The 19,291-nt window shown below is 35.0% G+C and carries 22 protein-coding genes and 1 pseudogene; 19 read left to right on the forward strand and 4 right to left on the reverse strand.

Annotation, left to right across the window (positions count from 1 at the left end; translation table 11 throughout):
- The first annotated feature begins 498 nt into the window (after nucleotides 1-498).
- On the forward strand, nucleotides 499-651 hold the full coding sequence (locus HMPREF1210_RS17915; RefSeq protein WP_155974198.1) for a hypothetical protein: 153 nt from the start codon (nucleotides 499-501) through the stop codon (nucleotides 649-651).
- Between the two features lie 218 nt (nucleotides 652-869).
- On the opposite strand, the gene HMPREF1210_RS02430 is transcribed toward HMPREF1210_RS17915, so the two are convergent.
- Nucleotides 870-2,126, reverse strand: coding sequence for a hypothetical protein (locus tag HMPREF1210_RS02430; RefSeq protein ID WP_016427011.1), 1,257 nt, complete (start codon nucleotides 2,124-2,126; stop codon nucleotides 870-872).
- A 280-nt stretch (nucleotides 2,127-2,406) separates the two neighbouring features.
- On the opposite strand from HMPREF1210_RS02430, the gene speD reads away from it, so the two are divergent.
- The 6 genes from speD (at nucleotide 2,407) to tatC (ending at nucleotide 7,257) form a co-directional block, all read left to right on the forward strand.
- On the forward strand, nucleotides 2,407-3,213 hold the full coding sequence (gene speD / locus HMPREF1210_RS02435) for an adenosylmethionine decarboxylase (RefSeq protein ID WP_016427012.1): 807 nt from the start codon (nucleotides 2,407-2,409) through the stop codon (nucleotides 3,211-3,213).
- Nucleotides 3,214-3,793: 580 nt separating this feature from the next.
- Nucleotides 3,794-4,810, forward strand: a complete 1,017-nt coding sequence (locus tag HMPREF1210_RS02440; protein WP_016427013.1) for a multicopper oxidase domain-containing protein — start codon at nucleotides 3,794-3,796, stop codon at nucleotides 4,808-4,810.
- A gap of 14 nt (nucleotides 4,811-4,824) precedes the next feature.
- Nucleotides 4,825-5,994, forward strand: coding sequence for a ZIP family metal transporter (locus HMPREF1210_RS02445; protein ID WP_016427014.1), 1,170 nt, complete (start codon nucleotides 4,825-4,827; stop codon nucleotides 5,992-5,994).
- A gap of 11 nt (nucleotides 5,995-6,005) precedes the next feature.
- Entirely contained in the window at nucleotides 6,006-6,239 is a 234-nt protein-coding gene (locus HMPREF1210_RS02450; RefSeq protein ID WP_369757702.1) for a helix-turn-helix domain-containing protein, read from the forward strand.
- Nucleotides 6,240-6,299: 60 nt separating this feature from the next.
- The gene (locus HMPREF1210_RS02455) at nucleotides 6,300-6,491 is read left to right on the forward strand and encodes a twin-arginine translocase TatA/TatE family subunit (RefSeq protein WP_016427016.1); all 192 of its coding nucleotides are present in this window, start codon (nucleotides 6,300-6,302) and stop codon (nucleotides 6,489-6,491) included.
- A 37-nt stretch (nucleotides 6,492-6,528) separates the two neighbouring features.
- Nucleotides 6,529-7,257: a twin-arginine translocase subunit TatC gene (gene tatC, locus HMPREF1210_RS02460; protein WP_016427017.1), complete on the forward strand. Its 729-nt coding sequence runs from the start codon at nucleotides 6,529-6,531 to the stop codon at nucleotides 7,255-7,257.
- Nucleotides 7,258-7,568: 311 nt separating this feature from the next.
- Here tatC and HMPREF1210_RS02465 read toward each other — a convergent pair whose 3' ends face one another.
- Both HMPREF1210_RS02465 and HMPREF1210_RS02470 read right to left on the reverse strand, forming a co-directional pair.
- On the reverse strand, nucleotides 7,569-9,677 hold the full coding sequence (locus HMPREF1210_RS02465) for a heavy metal translocating P-type ATPase (RefSeq protein ID WP_016427018.1): 2,109 nt from the start codon (nucleotides 9,675-9,677) through the stop codon (nucleotides 7,569-7,571).
- Nucleotides 9,674-10,051, reverse strand: a complete 378-nt coding sequence (locus HMPREF1210_RS02470) for a metalloregulator ArsR/SmtB family transcription factor (RefSeq protein WP_016427019.1) — start codon at nucleotides 10,049-10,051, stop codon at nucleotides 9,674-9,676. Before HMPREF1210_RS02470 ends, HMPREF1210_RS02465 begins: the two co-directional genes overlap by 4 nt.
- Nucleotides 10,052-10,200: 149 nt before the next feature.
- On the opposite strand from HMPREF1210_RS02470, the gene HMPREF1210_RS17230 reads away from it, so the two are divergent.
- The 12 genes and pseudogenes from HMPREF1210_RS17230 (at nucleotide 10,201) to HMPREF1210_RS02525 (ending at nucleotide 18,137) form a co-directional block, all read left to right on the forward strand.
- A complete protein-coding gene (locus HMPREF1210_RS17230) occupies nucleotides 10,201-10,746 on the forward strand; it encodes a copper resistance CopC family protein (RefSeq protein WP_016427020.1) in 546 nt (181 codons plus the stop codon).
- On the forward strand, nucleotides 10,743-11,840 hold the full coding sequence (locus tag HMPREF1210_RS02480; protein WP_016427021.1) for a copper resistance D family protein: 1,098 nt from the start codon (nucleotides 10,743-10,745) through the stop codon (nucleotides 11,838-11,840). The genes HMPREF1210_RS17230 and HMPREF1210_RS02480 overlap by 4 nt, the downstream gene beginning before the upstream one ends.
- Before the next feature lie 465 nt (nucleotides 11,841-12,305).
- A complete protein-coding gene (locus HMPREF1210_RS02485; protein WP_036659322.1) occupies nucleotides 12,306-12,836 on the forward strand; it encodes an HAD-IIIA family hydrolase in 531 nt (176 codons plus the stop codon).
- Between the two features lie 41 nt (nucleotides 12,837-12,877).
- Nucleotides 12,878-13,115, forward strand: a pseudogene (locus HMPREF1210_RS18295) (TIGR03943 family protein); the annotation flags it as partial.
- Nucleotides 13,116-13,755: 640 nt separating this feature from the next.
- On the forward strand, nucleotides 13,756-13,947 hold the full coding sequence (locus tag HMPREF1210_RS02490; protein WP_016427023.1) for a hypothetical protein: 192 nt from the start codon (nucleotides 13,756-13,758) through the stop codon (nucleotides 13,945-13,947).
- Between the two features lie 62 nt (nucleotides 13,948-14,009).
- Nucleotides 14,010-14,219 carry a hypothetical protein gene (locus tag HMPREF1210_RS02495; protein ID WP_016427024.1) on the forward strand — a complete coding sequence of 70 codons (210 nt, stop codon included), beginning with the start codon at nucleotides 14,010-14,012 and terminating at the stop codon, nucleotides 14,217-14,219.
- Nucleotides 14,220-14,300: 81 nt separating this feature from the next.
- On the forward strand, nucleotides 14,301-14,597 hold the full coding sequence (locus HMPREF1210_RS02500) for a hypothetical protein (protein ID WP_016427025.1): 297 nt from the start codon (nucleotides 14,301-14,303) through the stop codon (nucleotides 14,595-14,597).
- A 150-nt stretch (nucleotides 14,598-14,747) separates the two neighbouring features.
- Nucleotides 14,748-14,951: a cysteine-rich CWC family protein gene (locus HMPREF1210_RS02505; RefSeq protein ID WP_016427026.1), complete on the forward strand. Its 204-nt coding sequence runs from the start codon at nucleotides 14,748-14,750 to the stop codon at nucleotides 14,949-14,951.
- A gap of 271 nt (nucleotides 14,952-15,222) precedes the next feature.
- Nucleotides 15,223-15,414, forward strand: coding sequence for a hypothetical protein (locus HMPREF1210_RS02510; RefSeq protein WP_016427027.1), 192 nt, complete (start codon nucleotides 15,223-15,225; stop codon nucleotides 15,412-15,414).
- A 213-nt stretch (nucleotides 15,415-15,627) separates the two neighbouring features.
- The gene (locus HMPREF1210_RS02515) at nucleotides 15,628-16,005 is read left to right on the forward strand and encodes a hypothetical protein (RefSeq protein ID WP_016427028.1); all 378 of its coding nucleotides are present in this window, start codon (nucleotides 15,628-15,630) and stop codon (nucleotides 16,003-16,005) included.
- 256 nt (nucleotides 16,006-16,261) lie between these two features.
- On the forward strand, nucleotides 16,262-16,807 hold the full coding sequence (locus HMPREF1210_RS02520; RefSeq protein ID WP_016427029.1) for a sigma-70 family RNA polymerase sigma factor: 546 nt from the start codon (nucleotides 16,262-16,264) through the stop codon (nucleotides 16,805-16,807).
- Entirely contained in the window at nucleotides 16,776-18,137 is a 1,362-nt protein-coding gene (locus tag HMPREF1210_RS02525) for a DUF4179 domain-containing protein (RefSeq protein WP_016427030.1), read from the forward strand. The genes HMPREF1210_RS02520 and HMPREF1210_RS02525 overlap by 32 nt, the downstream gene beginning before the upstream one ends.
- A 230-nt stretch (nucleotides 18,138-18,367) precedes the next feature.
- Here the strand turns inward: HMPREF1210_RS02525 and xerA are convergent, their stop codons facing one another.
- Entirely contained in the window at nucleotides 18,368-19,207 is an 840-nt protein-coding gene (xerA, locus tag HMPREF1210_RS02530; RefSeq protein ID WP_016427032.1) for a site-specific tyrosine recombinase/integron integrase, read from the reverse strand.
- Nucleotides 19,208-19,291: the final 84 nt, after the last annotated feature.

Consider the following 19,291-nt stretch of genomic DNA (forward strand, 5'->3'; position numbering starts at 1 on the left):
ATGTAAAAGCCATTCTTCAAATCCGCGAGTTATCCCCAGTAAAAAAAACAAAGCAAACATGGGAGTAGTCAAAATTAATCCTAAATTTGTTTGATTGTAAGTCCTCTCAGCCAAGCTCAACATACTTGCAATAAAAAAAAATAAATGACAAACTCGAAAGCAAGTATATAACGATTTTTATCTTGAGAAATCATTCCTCTCCATTTGCTTTTTATATTTAGTTTTTTTAAAAGTAAAATTGGGTAATAAATAGATGACTGGCAAAGGCAATGAATAACCCTATTAGCGTAAAAGCATCCATGAAGAACATCCTAATATTTGTAATTATCTTTTATAGTATTCTTCATTACTAATCAACAATCCTGCAAACTTAAATGTATTTTAAATCCGTACTGCATCACAGCGGTTGAAAATAGACGCAGTATGGTTTTGTATTTATTTTTCCAAAAATGAAGGGAAGGGATTACATTAGGTTGGTTTTTTGGAGTTATATTAGGTTTGCTTTTCGGCATGGGCGTTTACATTGACTGGAAAAGAAAGAAAATTAATAATTATCCACTTCGATTAACACACCCACATGCAAAGCCAGGCGATGATTCGAATTACCGGATGGGTGATAACAACAACTATACTGGTGGCGGGATGGATTGATACCTTTAGATTTATAGGAAGGAAGTGAATTTATGTGGTGGTTATTAATCGTACCTATTTTTTATCGCATTCATAGACGACTTCATGTAATGGAAGAAGAAGTAGCAAGATTGGATCAATTAAAGAAATCTATATTAATAAAATAATTAAAAAAACCATCCGCATGGATGGTTTTTTTTATGTTTCCAGAGTTGGCTTTCACTTTGTTAAGCTAACCATCATTTTGAAGGATAAAAGGAGTACGGTCCGATATCTTGTATCCATATTTGTGCATTTTCCCCATTCAGTTCGGCTACCCACAAATCCCCTTTGGTAGAAGCGATATCGATTTGTCTTACCCAAGTGATTTTGTTTATCGAGGGCAGGAATTGTGGGTTATAATCTCCTTGATCTTTAGAAGGAATTGTTATTTGGATTTGTTTCTGACTGTCTAGAGTTACAAAATATAATGTTGGTTTGGGTCGTTTTTTAGGGTCATTTGACCAGTCAGTTTCTTTTACTCTGGATACGATAAGAGAACGGTCGTTGACCCATGTAAATCCCATGTCTGCATAGTTTTTGGGAGTAAGGGTCAAAGTATGGTATGCAGGGAGTTCAGTTACTTTTAAATCTTTATCTTTGAAACCAAATACGATTCGTCCTCCGCCTGCGATATAACCGAGTAAACTGTCCTTAAATGACCACTTCGGCTGGAACTCGAGGATTACCTCATCGAGTACGGTGAATTCTTTCCCTTCTGCAGAAATTACACAAAGCATATCACTGTCCATAGAAAAGGAAGCAGTTGGTGACACAATAAAAGATATCCATTTGTTATTTGGTGAATAAGCAAACGATTGGGCATTGATTGAAGGGATTTTTACATCATTTTTCTTAAGTTCTTTTGGAATAACTAAAAATTTTTTCACGTGTTTTGTTAAGTCGCTGATGTTTTGATAACCACCCTTTAATGAAATGGTATAGAGGATTGGATGTGTCCATCCATCTGGCCTCAAGGAAGCACTTGATGATGCGATAAAGCCCTTTCCATTCGGCTGCCATTCATAATCGTCGACTCCTAGAGCGATATTATAAAAACTGGTTAAGTCAGATATGTTTAAAACACCGTCACTTTGAAAAGCCACAATACTTTCAGTTGGCGACCATTTTGGATCGTGTCCATCATAAAAAATTTTACGGTGCTTTTTGGTTTGTAAATCATATACCCACAATTCATTTTCAGTACCTTGACTTTCATTAATGGTAGCCCTTACTTCTTTTTGATAAAGAAGCATTTTACCATCAAAAGACCACTGTGGGGGATAAGGATAATTTGATTTTTGATCTGTCACTTTTTTGTCTAAACCTTTATCGTTTATCCACAAATAGCCGTCCTTAATGTAGGCGACTTTAACTGTAGAATCAGTTGGTGCCGCATTCGATATAGTAGGAAATAAAAAACAGAATATCACTAACATATGAATAAGTTTCACCATACAATCACCTCTTAGTTCATATGTTGTGCCTTATTAAAAAACTTACACTTGAGTAAATGGGAAAGTTTTTCACGTTTTCTATACTATTATGCCGTGACTTAAAGAATATAAAATGATTGAATTTGCCATTTTGTAAAAAGTGATATAATTGACTGTATGTTTCACAATAATAAATTCGGGAAAAATATAGCATGTAAAAAATATGGCTTTTTTCACAAAAAAATTTTTAATTACTGTGCAAAATTTGTCTAAAATTTAGTTGAGAAGGGGATTACATAATATGAGTTTAACGCCAAATGAAAGAATTAAATTACATGGTTTTAACAATCTAACCAAAACATTAAGTTTTAACATGTACGATATATGCTACACAAGAACTAAGGAAGAGCGCGAGGCTTATATCAACTATATTGACGAACAATATAATGCAGAGCGTCTTACGAACATCTTGACCAACGTGTCAGATATGATTGAGGCAACCATTTTAAATATTGCGCAACAAGATTATGAGCCTCAAGGTGCGAGTGTGACGATTCTTGTTTCTGAAGGACCGGTCGATGAATCACCATTGGAATCATTCAAGCAATCTCCTGGGCCGTTTCCTGATACAGTAGTAGGTCATTTGGACAAAAGTCATATAACGGTTCACACATATCCTGAGTACCATCCTGACGAAGGAATCAGTACATTCCGTGCAGATATCGATATTTCAACATGTGGAGAGATTTCTCCTCTAAAAGCTCTGAACTATTTGATTCACTCTTTTGAAACAGACGTAATGGTCATGGATTACCGCGTGCGTGGCTTTACGAGAGACGTGAAAGGTCATAAACTTTTCATAGACCATGACATCAATTCCATTCAAAATTTCATTCCTAAAAGTGTTCAGGACGTTTTCCAAATGATCGATGTGAATGTCTATCAGGAAAACATTTTCCATACAAAATGTAAACTGAAGAAATTTGACCTTAACAATTACTTATTCGGGTACAAGGAAGATGAGTTATCTGAAGAAGAAAAGATTGAGATTACGAAGAAACTGAAAAAAGAAATGGATGAAATCTTCTACGCGAAAAATATGTCTTAAATAGACAAAAAAAAGGTCCCCCAAAAAGGGTACCCTGTTCTGTTTTGATGTACAAAAGAAGAAATAACATATTAAAACGTTAATCAAATAACAACAAAAAGCACTGCAATTCAAATTGCAGTGCTTTTTCATTTTTATAGGACTCGGTTTTACAAGAAATTGGTGAATTTATTATGAGAATAACGTGACCTATTTGTTGAAAAGTATCTTGAATTGATGATGTAGCAGGAAGGGAAATGGTTGAAAAAACTCAAACAAACAGTAATTCGGTAATTCCCTTTTGGACTAAGAGTTTTCGTGGGTTTGGCATCCAATAAATCCGACTGAATTGAAAACAGTATCTTCAAACTAACAATCCAAATTATTGGAGGTTAAAAAATAGGACAAGTTTCACTCTTAATTAAGTTGGGTGCTTTTTCTTCTGCTCAAGAATATAACAAAATAACAACCTTGCAATCATAAAACATTTTTTTATTTAATAAAAAAAAATAGTCATTGACAAAAAGATTACTTCAGGAATAAAGTATGTGTAATAACAATAAACTTTCCTAAGGGAAACTTTTTTGAGGAGGGTCAAACAATGAGCGAAGAAAACAACGTTTCTAGACGCGACATCTTAAAGTTGGGATCTGCCGGGGTCATTGGGGTAGCAGGCAGTTATTTGTTAAGTACAATGACTGGATTAAATCCCGTCATTAAAGCAGCTACACACAGTGGTAATAAGCACGGCAACATGAATCACAGTAATACAATGACGGATGTTTCAAAAAGCGAAGGCTATAAGATGGCTGAAAAAGCACTTACAACGTTTGATTATGGCACAGTGAGTGTGCTACCAAATGGGCAAACGTTACGTGTTTATGAAGTTGAAGCTATTGATAAAGAAATAGAAATTGCAAAAGGGATTAAATTTCCTGGTTGGACGTATAACGGAACGATTCCTGGACCGACGTTTCGTTGTACAGAGGGTGATCTTTTACGTTTCAACTTTATTAATAAAGGCAGTCATCCTCACTCGATTCATTTTCATGGAATTCACCCACCAGAAATGGATGGATTGGAGTCTATATATCCCGGACAGACATTCACGTATGAATTTGAAGCAAAACCATATGGATTACAAATTTACCATTGCCATGTCATGCCTTTAGCTCGACATATTCATAAAGGGTTATATGGTAATTTTATTATCGATCCAAAAAAGCCAAGAGAACCGGCGTTAGAATTGAACATGGTCATGAATGGATTTGATTTGGATTTAGACGGCGAAAACGAATTTTATACGGTGAATGGATATGCGAATGCATTTATGAACCATCCGATTAAAATCAAGAAAGATCAACTTGTCCGAATATACTTAAGTAATTTAACTGAATTCGACTTATTAAATTCTTTCCACTTGCATGCTAATTACTTTACGTATTATCCAACAGGTCGAAATGATAACCCTTCACAGTTTACAGATACAATTATGCAATGTCAGGGTGAGCGAGGGATTCTGGAAGTGCGTTTTCCGTATAAAGGGAAATATATGTTTCATGCTCATGTAAGTGAGTTCGCTGAGTTAGGCTGGATGGGATTTTTCGAAGTAGAGTAAAGGAGGGTTAATAGATGAAAGTTAAATGGATTATATCAGGATTAGTACCCCTATTGTTACTTGTGGCAGTAGTTGCTTGGGTGATGATCAATGGTGCTGGTATTGAAAAAGACCCTGCCGCCCCAATCGAAGTACTAAATATTGAACGAATTAACACAACATACAGTGGGTTTGAAATATCAATCAGTAATACTGGGCCAGAGCCCCTAACGATATCTCAAGTAATAGTGAATGATTCGATATGGAATTTTGGTGTCTCTCCATCAGAATCATTAAAACGATTTGAAGAAGGGGAAATTACGATTAATTACCCTTGGGTGCAAGGCGATCCACATGTAATTAAGATAATTACTGAAAATGGAATTATTACAGAAGGTGAAATTGCAGCTGCGACACTCACTCCTGAAAGAAGCTGGAGCAATTTTCTTAATTACGGGTTTATAGGGTTTTATGTTGGTATCGTACCCATTACATTAGGTTTATTGTGGTATCCATTCATGAAACGTTTCTCACGAAAATGGATTAACGCTATTCTTGCTCTTACCGTTGGGTTACTTCTATTCTTATTTATTGGTACATTGGCTGATGGCTTTGAAATGGGTGCTGAAGCGCCTGCAGTCTTGCAAGGTACTATGGTGGTAATGCTAGGTGCAGTTCTTACTTTCTTATTATTAATTGGATTTGACCAGTATTCACAGAAAAAACAAGCATTGAAAGTTTCTTCTCCTTTTAATATCGCTTTATTAATGGCTGTCGGAATCGGGCTCCATAACTTTGGGGAAGGGCTGGCTATCGGTACTTCGTTCTCTCTTGGCGAAGCTGCACTAGGCACATTCTTAGTCATTGGCTTTACTCTTCATAACATTACTGAAGGTATAGGAATAGCAGCTCCCTTGTTGAAGATTAAACCTAGAATAAGAGACTTTGTATTATTAGGCGTAATAGCAGGTGCTCCAGCAATTATTGGTACCTGGGTTGGTGGCTTCATTTTCTCACCGATTCTCGGCGCATTGTTCTTAGGGATTGGTGCAGGTGCCATCTTACAAGTAATTTATGTCATCACTAAAATGTTAATTAACGATCATAAGAAACATTTGGAACCTACTGTTTCTTGGTTAAACTTCAGTGGTTTCACAATCGGTCTGCTAATCATGTATCTTACAGCCTTTTTCGTTAAATATTAAATTTTTCTGAGGTGAAGACGTTGCAAAAGGACCTTAATAATAACAGGAGTAATTTTGGTGCTTGGCTCGATAAACAAGAAGATATAAATATTTATTCGTTAGAAAAAGCATCAAACATCGGTTATGCAACCATTAAAAAATTATGTAACAACCAAAACTACTTACCTAGATTTTCAACCATTGCGAAAATAAATCATGGCTTAAAAATGCTCGGAAAGAATATTGAAGTGAATGATTATCTTTGAGTAACCTTTACCTTGCTTAGATACAGCTATTCAAAACATAACAATTAATAGGAGGAAATCATGATGCAAAATATAGGAATTCCAGGATTGATTTTGGTATTGGTTATTGCTCTTATCATTTTCGGACCATCTAAATTGCCTGAAATCGGAAAAGCTTTCGGTTCCACATTAAGAGAGTTCAAGAATTCAACTAAGGATCTTTTATCAGAAGAAAAAAGCGCGACTCCCAAAGAACAAGTAAATAAAGAGTAAATATTAGATAATGAAGTACGTTTAAGGAGGATTGTAGATGAAAGGTCAAAGCATGAATGTTGTTCAACATTTAGAAGAATTACGCAAGGCAATTATGATTACTCTAGGAATTTTTCTACTGTTTTTTGTGCTGGCCTTCATTTACGTTCAGGATATTTATCACTTGCTGGTCAAAGACTTGCCATTTAAGCTAGCTTTATTGGGTCCAAGCGATATATTGATGGTTTATTTAATGATTTCAAGTGTTGTCGCGTTAGCTGCTACTATGCCTGTTGCTGCACATCAAGTTTGGCGATATATTAGTCCAGGTTTGACAGAGAAGGAGCGTAAAGTGTCACTTGCGTATGTACCGGCACTATTTATTCTATTTATAATAGGAATCAGTTTTGGGTACTTTATTTTATTTCCTCTAGTGATGAGTTTTTTAATGTCATTGTCCAATGACATGTTTACTACTTTTTTCACAACAGAAAAATATTTCCGGTTTTTGTTGAATATGACTTTACCTTTTGGGTTTCTATTTGAATTGCCAGTCGTGATAATGTTTTTAACAAGTTTAGGAATAATTAATCCGAATGTTTTACAAAAAATAAGAAAGTATGCTTATTTTGTGTTGATTGTTACTTCCGTATTGATTACACCACCAGATTTCTTGTCAGATATTCTTGTGATTATTCCTTTACTCCTGTTATATGAAAGCAGTATCACATTGTCTAAATTTGTGATTAAACGACAACAAAAAATGTTAGATAAATTAGTTACGTAAGAACACACTTTTCACTAAAAGTCTAATTACCATTTCATATTTCACCCAGTAAACAAGAAAAGCCCTCAGAAAGAATTCTGTTGGCTGTGATTTTATCGCTTTTGGTTAAGTCGATCTTACTTTACATGTAATCTTATTACTTTTCACCAATTTAACCGTGAAAAAAAGTGACACGTTTAATAGTTTATACGTGAAGTGAGCCACTCTAAATTAAAGAAAAAATATTTATTGCATAATAATGTAATAGAGCCATTATCAGTAACCCTGAGTAAAAAGGTATTGGTAATGGCTCTTTTTTCTTCTCAAATATTTTAATATTTTGTTCGGATCAGTCTTAATGAATTGAGTACTACAATTAACGTTGCACCCATATCTGCAAAAATTGCCATCCATAACGTTAACCAACCCGGAATAATTAACACGAGGGCCAATACTTTTAACCCAAAGGCAAATGCAACATTTTGGTAGATGATGTTCAACGTTTTTCTGCTTAATGCAATGGTATATGGGAGTTTCTCTAAATCATCGGCCATTAAAGCGATATCAGCTGTTTCGAGCGCCGTATCGGTTCCAGCACCTCCCATTGCGATTCCAACAGTTGCACTTGCTAAAGCAGGAGCGTCATTTACTCCATCTCCAACCATAGCAACTTTACCATGCTCTTCTCTGAGTGATTTAATCACACTTAATTTGTCTTGTGGCATCAATTCAGCTCTGACATCAGTTAATTCCAGTTGCTTACCGATAGCACTGCCTGTTGCCTGATTATCGCCCGTTAACATAATAGTCTTTTGAATACCCAATTTGTGAAGCTTTTTGATGACATTTAGGCTGTTTTCTCTCACTTGATCAGCTACTGCAATGAGTCCTTTGATTTCATATTCAGTGCCCAGTAACATGACCGTCTTCCCATCCATTTGAAGAGCTTTAACTTGGGCTTCAATTGTGCTTAATATAGAGTGAGTTTCTCTAAATAAATTTGGACTTCCAATATAGATAACCTGGTCATCAATCGTCGCTTTGGCACCTTTTCCTGTGATCGATTGGAAATCCACAACCGGTACCAATTCGATTTTTTGTTTTTCAGCTTCTTTCAAGATGGCTGATGCAAGTGGGTGTTGAGAAAACTTTTCGATGGATGCTGAAAGCTGCAGAATTTCCGAAATGTTCATTTCTGATAGGGAAACAACGGACGTTACTTCAGGTGTTCCTTTTGTCAGAGTTCCAGTTTTATCGAATGCAACAACCTTCAAGCGACCGGCTTCTTCTAAATGGATACCGCCTTTAATTAACACACCATTTCTTGCGGCGTTTCCAATGGCAGTTACAATGGCTACTGGAGTTGATACTACTAAAGCACACGGGCATCCAACCACCAAGACTGCCAAGCCACGATAAATCCACTCACTCCAATCTCCACCGAGGAATAGGGGAGGGAACACAGCAACTAATAATGAAATTAACATAATGGCTGGTGTGTAATATTTAGCAAACATATCAACAAATTGTTGAGAGGGCGCTTTTTCAGCCTGAGCTTCTTCGACCAAATGAATAATCTTGGCAATTGTAGTATCTTCTACACGTTTTGTTACACGAACCTCTAATGAACCTTCTTCATTCAACGTTCCTGCATATACTTCGTCTCCGATCATTTTGTGAACCGGAACAGATTCTCCCGTAATTGATGCTTGATTAATGGATGATTGGCCAAGAATGACCTCTCCATCCATGGCAATTTTTTGACCCGGCTTCAGAATCATGACATCGCCAATTTGAATGTCTTCAACCGCCACGTCGAACTCGTTCTTTCCGCGTTTGATAATCGCAGTATTTGGTGCAATATCCATTAGAGTGCGAATAGATTGTCGTGCTTTATCCATCGAATAGCTTTCCAATGCCTCACTTATCGCAAAGAGAAAGACGACGACAGCTCCTTCTCCCCATTCACCGATAATAGCAGCACCAATCACGGCAATGGTCATCAATGTTTTCATATCAAATTGAAGTTTTGTTAAATTGACCAAACCTACTTTAATGAGATTGTAGCCACCAATTAAGATTGATAATCCGAAAATAAAGATGGTTTGATTACTCTCTTCATCATATATTACTGAAGATATGTATCCCAGAAGAAGGAGTAACGCAGAAATAAACGTCCTTTGATTCTCTCTTTTTTTCCAGAACGACTCTCTTTTCTCTTGTACTTTCTGGTTTGCCGGAACTACTTTAATACCATCAAATGCACCTGCTTTTTCTAATTCTTCTATCGAAGCATTCCCGAGAACAGTCAGTTTTGAGGCACCAAAGTTTAACTGTACATCGTTGACCGTTTCGATATCCCGTATGTTCTTTTCAAACTTAGCAGCACAATTTGTACAAGATAGTCCCTGCAATCTGTATACATTTTTGTCTTCACTCATTTGTTCCAACCTTCTTTCGAATGATCAAGTGCAATACGAACCAACTGTAGGACGTGATTGTCGACAACTGAATAAAAAACGAGTTTTCCTTCTTTTCGATATTTAGCTAATCCCATATCACGTAAATAGCGTAAATGATGAGAGGCAGTAGCTGTCGAAGTTCCAATAATATTTGCCACGTCGCAAACACACAGTTCTTTTTCAATAGTCAATGCATACGTGATTTTTAATCTTGTTGCATCAGAAAGTGCTTTAAATATTAACTCGACATTGTTGATTTCTTCAATTCTAGGTTTAACTCGCTTTATTACGTCTGTATCAAAACAAGTCGTTTCACATATATCTTTTGGACTTGTTTTCACTAATTTAGTCATTATACCCACCTCATTCAAATATCTGTTTGATTGTTACTGCTAGTGTATGCAAGGGACAGTAAATTGTCAATAATGATATTCAAATGTTTGTTTGAATATGAATTTTTTCTTGTTACAATCATGGAAAGAGACATTAGGAGGAATTAGAGTTGAAAAAATTTATCATCTTAACATTATTATTTCTTTTTATATTTAGTCCTTCTGCTTTGGGACATTCTGGACTTTCAAGTTCTACCCCTGCAAATGGAGAGGTCGTAAAAGAAGAATTATCAAGCATAACCTTACTGTTTAACACAACAGTTGAGAATACAAGTATTCTTAAAGTAATCAATGAAGATGGGGGAGAGGTACATATTGAAGAACTCTTAATAAAACAGAATGAAATGATCGGTAGGTTTTCGGAACCTTTAGAAGAAGGAGAGTTCACTGTTAACTGGAAAATAATCGGGGCAGATGGGCACCCAATTGAAAATACCTTCTCATTTAGAGTGGAGCTCCCGAAGGAAACAGATTCTGAAGTTCCCAATCAACAGAGCCCTGAAGAGATTATTTCTCCCCCTAGTGACGTTAATGATCAAAAAGTAGTTAAAGAGGCGAAAGACTCAAATAACATAATGATTAGCGCGGCTTTGTTATTGGTATTGATAGCAATTTGCACAACTTTTTGGTTGTTGAGAAAGGAAGAAAGTAAATGATTTTGATTTATTTATCTGAGACGCTATTATATTTGTGTTTTTCACTGATAACGGGTTCACTCATCTTGTCACTTATACCCGGTAGTAGAAAACCGGAAATAACCATTCGAAAACGATGGATTCAGATTTCTATTTTAGGAATTGTGATCTTTTCCCTCTTTCCGGTAATACGACTCGTACTCTTTCTTTACGAGGACATTGGGTTATGGGTAACCATACAAAATGTAATTTCTACCTTTGAAGTCGGGCAAGCATGGTCATTTACGCTGTTTGTATCAATTGCATTTTATCTGTATGTTTCCATCTTCTCGATTTTCACTAAAAAAATTCACACGGTCATTTCATTGTCCTTCACCTTTGTTCTTCTCTTAGCGTTGGGATGGGCGAGTCATTCAGCCTCTCTGAACGAGTGGAGTGGATTTGTAGCGCATTGCATCCATTTCCTAGCGGTAACAATTTGGGTCGGCATATTGATAGTAGTCAGCTGGTTTTCGGTGAATTCTGCAAACTGGTTAACATTTTTAAAATGGTTTACGCCCGTAGCCATAAGCTGCTTATTGGTAGTAGCTGCGTCAGGGTACTTTCTGATGACTTTAGTTATTGATTTGAACAATTATGCAGATACTTGGATTCTCCCATATGGACAATCTTTGCTTATTAAGCACTTAATACTTATTCCCATAATCTTTTTTGCAATTATCAACGGAATTTGGATGAAGCGAAAAATTCAAAAGGACTCAACTATTAATCCACGTAATTGGGTTAAAGCGGAGAGTTTTACTCTACTATTAATTTTCTCGGCGACAGCTGTCCTTGCACAACAAGAAGCACCACATGACATTGACTCAGAAGCTGCCAGTAATGGAATGGCGAGATTATTTAGTACAGTTTACTCCGAATCTATTTCTTTACCCATCGATGCTTCCATGGATTTAAACATGTTAGGGATTCTCTTTTTTGGACTATCCATCTGTTTCTTATCCTTTGCTTGGGTTGCGACGATGAAAAAGTTCTCGCCTCTTATAGCCTTTAGTATGAGCATTTTATGTATGATTTCCATGTATTTAGGGTTAATGAACAGTGTAGTTTTCTAATTAAAGTATATAGCAGTGTTGAACTTAAAGAATTCCAATATGAAGTTTGCAGTAATCGTAACAATTGTTGCGGTAGCTTTACTGGCTGTGATTGTAGTTATGAGTAGCAATAAAAGTCAGGAACAAGTCTCGCGATATATATAATAGATGTAATACATAAAGTGCATGGATATTTTCATTGAAAATTGTAAATGTTTAAAGAGAGCAAACCGAGGAAAAACTGCAAAGACAGTATATTCTCGGTTTTTCTATAGACAATGTATATTTCAAACTTAATAGCAATTTCATTCCTAAACTGAATCCAGAAATGAAACAATTCGCAAAATTAATGGAAGGTAATAAAATAGAAGATTGAAAAAGCAGTTCATCAAAAAAGTGTTGGTCGTAATTTTGAAGATATACCTCAAATACGCATAAGCCTGTCTTTATTGAACGAGGTTTAATACATGTAAAGGTGTGATTTTAATGAAGAAGGCTATATTTTTGGATCGTGACGGAGTTATTAATGAAGTGCTAACGGATAGAGTTAAATTTGTAAATAAGCCACATGAGCTATACTTCTTACCTGGTGTTCCAGAAGCCATTAAAAAATTGAATCCTTTCTTTGATTTCATATTTGTAGTAACTAATCAAGGCGGTGTTGGATTGGGATTCATGAAAGAAACTGAGCTCAATAAAATACATGACCATATGATTTCTGAATTAAAGAAGGAAGGGGCAGTTATTCATGACGTGGCTTATTGTCCTCATAAACCAAAATCGGGCTGCGCCTGTCGCAAGCCAAATAGCAAGTTAATTATAGATCTCAGTAAAAAGTATGATATTGATTTATTTCAATCCTACATGGTGGGAGACACCGATACAGATATTATTGCAGGGAAAAAGGCAGGGACAAAGGGAGTATTCTTGGGTAAGAGTGATCCACTTGCAGATGCTGTTTTCCCGGACTTAATAAGTGCTGTGGATTGGATTATAGAAGATGCCACTGCGAAGTAAAGCATGCTTGTTATTCGCTTTAAGAAGATAGTGTCCGCTTTAGGCAACTGTTTGTTCTTAGATTCGGTATCATACATTGTGTAGCAGATTTAGGTGTTTTCGGGATGTTAGGTGAATTTCTTGAGGATATGAAAATTGAAGATTACGGATGGATACATGTTAAAGGAACGCTTTCGTCGTCTATTATCAGCCTTTTATATCAACAATCCCTGTGTTAACTGTAAAAGGTTGAAAAAAACAACAGATCCGAAAGACCAATATGTATATAGTACATATTAATTTTTTTTGTGAAAAGAAACGTAAAAATAGCTACTTTTAACGTTTCCCTTACCACTTGTAATAAAATAGTAGAAAAGGGTGGGCTTTTCAGATGGAACAATAAATCAAGATAAGAGGAACAGTTGTAAACACTCGTTAATGAACTTGACTAATCGATGAGAACTTCATGAAAATAATTAACCCAAAGAAAATCTTGCTATGGATTCAAAAATGACTGCCTTTAATCGGCAGTCATTTCAGACTGTAGACAAACAAAGAAATGAGTGAATATAAATGTATACTATTGAAAAAGAGCCTATGCAAGTAAATGTTGATTTCCATTGCGGCAGTAGCTTTGAAATAAAGTTTGACAATTTAAAACAAAGTCCGATAATTTCTAAATAAGTTTGATCATTTATTAATAAAGTTTGATTAAAATTATCTCACCTCTATCGTTTCTTAGAATTGAGGTGATTTTTTTGTTGGATATTTATGTTAATTTCACTATAAAGATTGTGAAAAAATGTACTTAAACTAACGGAGCAGGTTAGTTCAATAAGAAGGCTTTTTTGGAATGCTGTTGAATAAGTTAATATATGTGAATTTTTGAACAAAAGGGGAAGGGGTTTTAAGGAGTGCTTTATATCAAGGGGGAAATTGAATGGATATTAATATCTTAATCTTACCAATGATTAGTACACTGTTAGGTTTGTATTTAGTTTGTCTGGGACTTTGGGAATTAAGAGTTGGTTTAGATAGAAAAAGATTTATAACCTTCTCGTTTACAGGGCTATTTTTAATCTTCATATTGCCTGATATTTTTGGACTTCAATTGATTTATAACCCTCAATAAGGGGGTCGGTTTCTAATTGGTAAATTATGTTATAATTTATTAATAACGGGGGGGTTTGAGTGATGAGAACTAAGATTTTTGAATGGATTGGTTTCATTATCGTTTGCGTCTCGTTATATGCTAATGCATCTTTTCGTGCAGATGGTACTAACACGGGGACAGGAATAAACTTAACAGTAATCGGGATGATTATGGGTGCAGTTCTTACTTGTACTTTTTTCTATATTAGGAAGTTTGGAAATAAAGGGGTACATAATAAGTCGACAAATTAACCTGCTATTTTATCTCAACTTCTTTAACTAACGGGGCTGGTTAGTTCAATAAGAATAAATATTTTTTCCGAGGGGGACTTGATGATAACGAAAAAGATAAAAAAGAGGCATTTAACTAGTGCATTACTTGTTCTTATTTTTATTTTATCTATGGCGACAAACCCAACAAAACAGGCATACCTTCAGTTTATTGGTTGGGAAGAAATACCTGAAAGTATTCATATTCAAATTGAAAGAGTCAACTTCTTTATGTTTTCAACCTACACTCCAATTGTAGCTCACGAATCTGGAATTACTCATTTGGGTATATTTGGACACTTCTATCAGATTTCAGATGGTCAGTTTGATTATCCGTGGTGGTTGGAGTTCTTCAACTAACAGGTGCTTTAGTTAAAGATCATCGGGCTGATTGTCAGCCATTTTCTTATTGAACTAACGGGGCAGGTTAGTTGAACAAAAAGGTGAGAATTCATCTCTCTTTTATGTCGAATTTGATTCATATTGTGAAAGAATGAGGAGGGGTTATAATTGGCTAATAAATATTGTCCTATATGTGGAGAGGAAAACGAATGTATGACAGGAAGAGTAGAACACGGTAACTGCTGGTGTGATACAGAAGGCGTATTTCCTATTGGAATCTTTGAGTTAGTTCCTACAGAGAGTATAAGGAAGAATTGTATATGTAAAAAATGTGTAAATAAATATAGGGACGAAGCTGTAGCTTTGAAATAAAGTTTGATCATTTAAAACAAAGTTCGATAATTTCTAATATAAAAAAGTTTGATTAAAATTATCTCACCTCGATCTTTTCTTAGAATTGAGGTGATTTTTTTGCTGGATATTTATGTTAATATCACTATAAAGATTGTGAAAAAATGTACTTAAACTAACGAGGCAGGTTAGTTGAATAAGAAAATAAAATTTTTAAATTTGCAAACCAAGCAATTATTAGATATGTGCAGGTATTCTCAACAGTAGTAATACATAATAAGGGGGAGAAAATGTGAATAAGGATAAAATAAAAGGATTTTATTATTTATGGGTTTTAGTATTATTTTTTGAGTTGGCATGGCTATATATTGTAAATTACAGTACTGATTCAGCTGATGACCTTATATTTGTGGTAACCGTAATTGCGGCTACACTTACAGTTGGGGCAGTTGGGCTAAAATTGTTCGGGGAATCAGATGATTAGAAGAAAATATATTCAACTAACGGGTGCTTTACTTCAATAAGGAGTGAAGCATTTGTTCTTATTGAACTAACGGGGCAGGTTAGTTCAATAAGTGTATTAAAAAAGTTATATTTTACCATCTGTAAAACATCTGTGTAGATGTTTTACAGATGGTTATTTTTAGTTGTATAATAACATATATATAAAATTAGATGGTGAGAGGATGGTAATCAGATGGCTGAAACTGAAAAGATAACAATAAACATGAATGTTGTGGATTTGGGAAAGGTTGATTTATTAGTTGAACAGGGGTTTTATTCTAATCGTACTGACTTTATTAAAACATCTATCCGTAATCAATTATCGATTCATGCCAATGTTGTTGATAATATCATTACTGACAAGTCATATGTAATTGGAGTTAGCCATTACAATAGAGAATCGCTAGAAAAAGTCTTGGAGCAAAATAAAATATTAGATATTAAAGTAGTTGGAATGCTGGTTTTTGCAGACGACATAGACGAAGAATTAGCGATTAAAACCATTAAATCTCTGAAAGTCTTTGGCGTACTCAAAGCAACTCCAGAGATAAAAAAAGTTTTAAAACAATAATGCTTACTTCAACTAACGGGTGCTTTACTTCATTAAGGAGTGAAGCCTTTTTTCTTATTGAACTAACGCAGCAGGTTAGTTGAAGTAAGTTCCTAAAACTCCCGAAATTTATGATATAGAAAGCTATATAATAAGAGCCGTCATGAGACGCTCTTTTTTTAATGTTGGCAGAACCGCTGTTTTTTCCTTGAAAAAGAAAAAGTTGAAACTTTTTTATAATAATCTAGCTCTAATAAGCGGAAAGGAGGTCAAATTGATGAAAGAACTTAACCTAATTAAAAAGTCGATAAAGGGAAACAAGGGATGTCTAGAGGAACTTCTTGTTATAAACGGCGATCAATTGTACCGTACTGCTTATTTGTATGTTCGAAATAGGGAAGATGCCTTGGATGTTGTTCAAGAGACATCCTATAAAGCTTTTTTATCAATTGGTAAATTGAAAAATGAAGAGTTCTTTTTAACTTGGCTAACAAAAATACTTATAAACTGTTCGTATGATGTCTTAAAAAAGAGCAAGAAAGAATTACCTTTGAACAATATGATCGAGCTTACTGCGGATAAAAGGGAAAAAAGAGAGGAGATTCTAGACTTATTAGAGGCTATTAATAGTCTAGATAAAAAGCATAAAAATGCTATCATTCTTTTTTATTTTCATGATCTCCCTATAAGTGAAGTGGCTAATGTGATGAACATACCGGAAAGTACTGTAAAAACTTATTTGAGTAGAGGGAAAGATCGATTAAAAAAATTGTTAGGAGGAATGAACTGTAATGGAGAAAAAATCATTTCGAGAAGTATATGAGAAAATTGAAGTACCTAAAGATGGTGTTTTAAATGCAATAAAGTCCGGAAAGGAACGTGCTAGTCATAATGGACCCGAAAATAAAAAAAGTACAAAAGTTGTATGGTTTTCAGTTGCTGCTGCAACTATATTTATTTCTTCAAGTTTCATTTCTCCTTCAATATCTCACGTTATGGCGGAAGTACCGTTTCTAGGAAATGTGTATACTGCTTTCAGTGATGCTGTAGGTCGAGATTTACAATCCCAAGATTTGATAACAGAATTGAATCAAACCTATAGTTATAAAGGTGTAGATGTATCTATTACAAATGCTTATTATGATGGAGCTGTCGTAGGAGTTGCTTTTTCTGTTAAAGGAAATGTAAAAACGGAAGAAGATGGAAGTGTTCAAGGGTTTTATGAAATATTTGATGGTAAAGATGGCATTTCTGATAGTAAAGAAATCGTATATATGGAGCCATCAGAGAATGGCTATATAGGGCATATACAATTAAGCTATCCAAAAACAGAATTACCTTCAGAAACTTCTTTCCCACTTGAATTTAAGAGAATAGGTACAAAGGAAGGAAGTTGGCGATTCGACGTTCCGATAAACCAATTACCATACGAGACAGTATATGTTGACAAAGGAACTAACGAAGAGGATGCAGAAATTAATGTTCATTTCGATTCAATTATTGAAGGTAAAGCATCAACAGCTATTAATTATACAGCTACTTTTCCAATTCAAGGAAAACATGATCAAGTACGACTAGAGGCATATGATGATCAAGGTAAAGAAATCAATATCTCCATAGACGGAATAGACCTAGAAACTGTCAAAGAGAACAATAGAATTATTGTTAAAGGCAGAAGTATTATTCCACAGTCTATAAAGGGAGAAACTAGTTATATAGAGGTTCTTCCTAAAGTGGCATTAAGTGAACCTGATCATTTTATTAAGTTAGATGAAGCAACTCCTGTCGAAGTTAATGCTGAAAGGCAAGATTTAGCTGTTGGAATAGAAAATATTATCAAGACAGATAAGAGCATTACTTTTGATTTCCAAATAAATAATGGTAATAACATGAATCAACACTTTACGGTTTTTAGTAATTTTGCCCGAAATGATGTCACTTTGGTTAAAGAATCAGAAAAAGAGATTTATGAGAAGCCGATTAAACACTCAGTCGAAGTAATTAACAAAGATAACTTACGCTTTACAAGCACATTTGATATTAGTGAAATTGATGATTTTAACCTAGATGACTATGTAATAAGAGTTAATATGGGTTCATTGAGTGCCAATATTCCTGTTGAGTTAGAGAAAGTTAAAATTGATTTAAATTAAATGGAAAATCTTTTAATAGCCAACCTTTGTTTATCGAGGGTTGGCTTTTTTATAAACAAAATTTAAATTGTTGAAGAAAAAGCTTTTGATAATTGGAAACTTATATCAAAGTTGTATCAACTTTAATTAGCTAAAGGAAGCTTTAGTGAGTTTGTGAATGATTACACTTAAACTAACGGGTGCTTTAGTCAATATAGAGCAACGTCATTTAATGACGTTGCTCCTTTTATTTAAAAGTACTTCTGATAATATTCTTTCCGTAACCTTCCACTTAGTTGAGCGTAAATTCGGGTAGTTTCACTCTTCTCGTGACCCAGTAGACTTTGAATGACTTCGATGGGTGCTCCATTATTCAACAGATGAGTAGCATAGCTGTGTCTGAGTTGATGGGGATGGATCTCTTTATTAATTCCAGCACGATTTGAAATCCTCTTGATGATGTACCTCATTTGGGCGACACTCATTATATGGGGGTGTCTTTCAGTGACAAAGATGGCTGGGTCATTGTCAGTGCGACTGTCCATATAGCGTTTAAGCCATATGTCGCACCGTATATTAAAATAAACTTCCCTCTCCTTATCGCCTTTTCCTCTGACTATTGCAGATCGATTGGACCAATTAATATGGTTCTTTTCTAACGAAACGATTTCTCCGATCCGACAACCCGTTGAAAACATTAACTCAAAGATTGCTTTTTCAATTGGTAAATGACAGGCTTCACGCAAAAGTTCGATTTCCATTTCGGTTAAATACTTGGGTATCCGCTTGCCCACTTTCGGTTCTTTAATTTTCGCAGCTGGATTCTTAAGTATGTTGCCTTCTTCATGGGACCATCGGAATAATGATTTCAGAAATCGGATTCTATGTGCAAGACTTGCTGGTTTTAAATGCTTCCCTGAAATCGCAAGGTATTCTTTCAATTGAATTGTGTCCAGAGTTGTTATTTCAATATCCTTAAAATATTCAATAAGTAATGACAATTGGAGCCGATAAGCCTTTAATGTCTGTGGAGAAAAGCCTTCAATCCTTTTATCAGATTCAAATGCTTCCCATGCTTTTGACAGTAGCAATTTTGTTCCCCCTCAAAAAAAGTATCGTTAAAGGAAATATTGCCATTTCTATCGAAATTAAGACATATTGATAGTTTAATAACG

This window comes from Paenisporosarcina sp. HGH0030 (genome assembly GCF_000411295.1).
Lineage (GTDB): Bacteria > Bacillota > Bacilli > Bacillales_A > Planococcaceae > Paenisporosarcina.

Coding starts and splice junctions, on each gene's coding strand:
- HMPREF1210_RS02455 (WP_016427016.1), top strand. CDS start 6,300: ATGATGCAAAATATAGGAATTCCAGGATTGATTTTGGTATTGGTTATT.
- HMPREF1210_RS02500 (WP_016427025.1), top strand. CDS start 14,301: ATGATAACGAAAAAGATAAAAAAGAGGCATTTAACTAGTGCATTACTT.
- HMPREF1210_RS02465 (WP_016427018.1), bottom strand. CDS start 9,677: ATGAGTGAAGACAAAAATGTATACAGATTGCAGGGACTATCTTGTACA.
- HMPREF1210_RS02485 (WP_036659322.1), top strand. CDS start 12,306: ATGAAGAAGGCTATATTTTTGGATCGTGACGGAGTTATTAATGAAGTG.
- HMPREF1210_RS02515 (WP_016427028.1), top strand. CDS start 15,628: ATGGCTGAAACTGAAAAGATAACAATAAACATGAATGTTGTGGATTTG.
- HMPREF1210_RS02495 (WP_016427024.1), top strand. CDS start 14,010: ATGAGAACTAAGATTTTTGAATGGATTGGTTTCATTATCGTTTGCGTC.
- HMPREF1210_RS02520 (WP_016427029.1), top strand. CDS start 16,262: ATGAAAGAACTTAACCTAATTAAAAAGTCGATAAAGGGAAACAAGGGA.
- HMPREF1210_RS02470 (WP_016427019.1), bottom strand. CDS start 10,051: ATGACTAAATTAGTGAAAACAAGTCCAAAAGATATATGTGAAACGACT.
- HMPREF1210_RS02445 (WP_016427014.1), top strand. CDS start 4,825: ATGAAAGTTAAATGGATTATATCAGGATTAGTACCCCTATTGTTACTT.
- HMPREF1210_RS02490 (WP_016427023.1), top strand. CDS start 13,756: ATGGATATTAATATCTTAATCTTACCAATGATTAGTACACTGTTAGGT.
- HMPREF1210_RS02440 (WP_016427013.1), top strand. CDS start 3,794: ATGAGCGAAGAAAACAACGTTTCTAGACGCGACATCTTAAAGTTGGGA.
- HMPREF1210_RS02480 (WP_016427021.1), top strand. CDS start 10,743: ATGATTTTGATTTATTTATCTGAGACGCTATTATATTTGTGTTTTTCA.
- speD (WP_016427012.1), top strand. CDS start 2,407: ATGAGTTTAACGCCAAATGAAAGAATTAAATTACATGGTTTTAACAAT.
- tatC (WP_016427017.1), top strand. CDS start 6,529: ATGAAAGGTCAAAGCATGAATGTTGTTCAACATTTAGAAGAATTACGC.
- HMPREF1210_RS02430 (WP_016427011.1), bottom strand. CDS start 2,126: ATGGTGAAACTTATTCATATGTTAGTGATATTCTGTTTTTTATTTCCT.
- HMPREF1210_RS02525 (WP_016427030.1), top strand. CDS start 16,776: ATGGAGAAAAAATCATTTCGAGAAGTATATGAGAAAATTGAAGTACCT.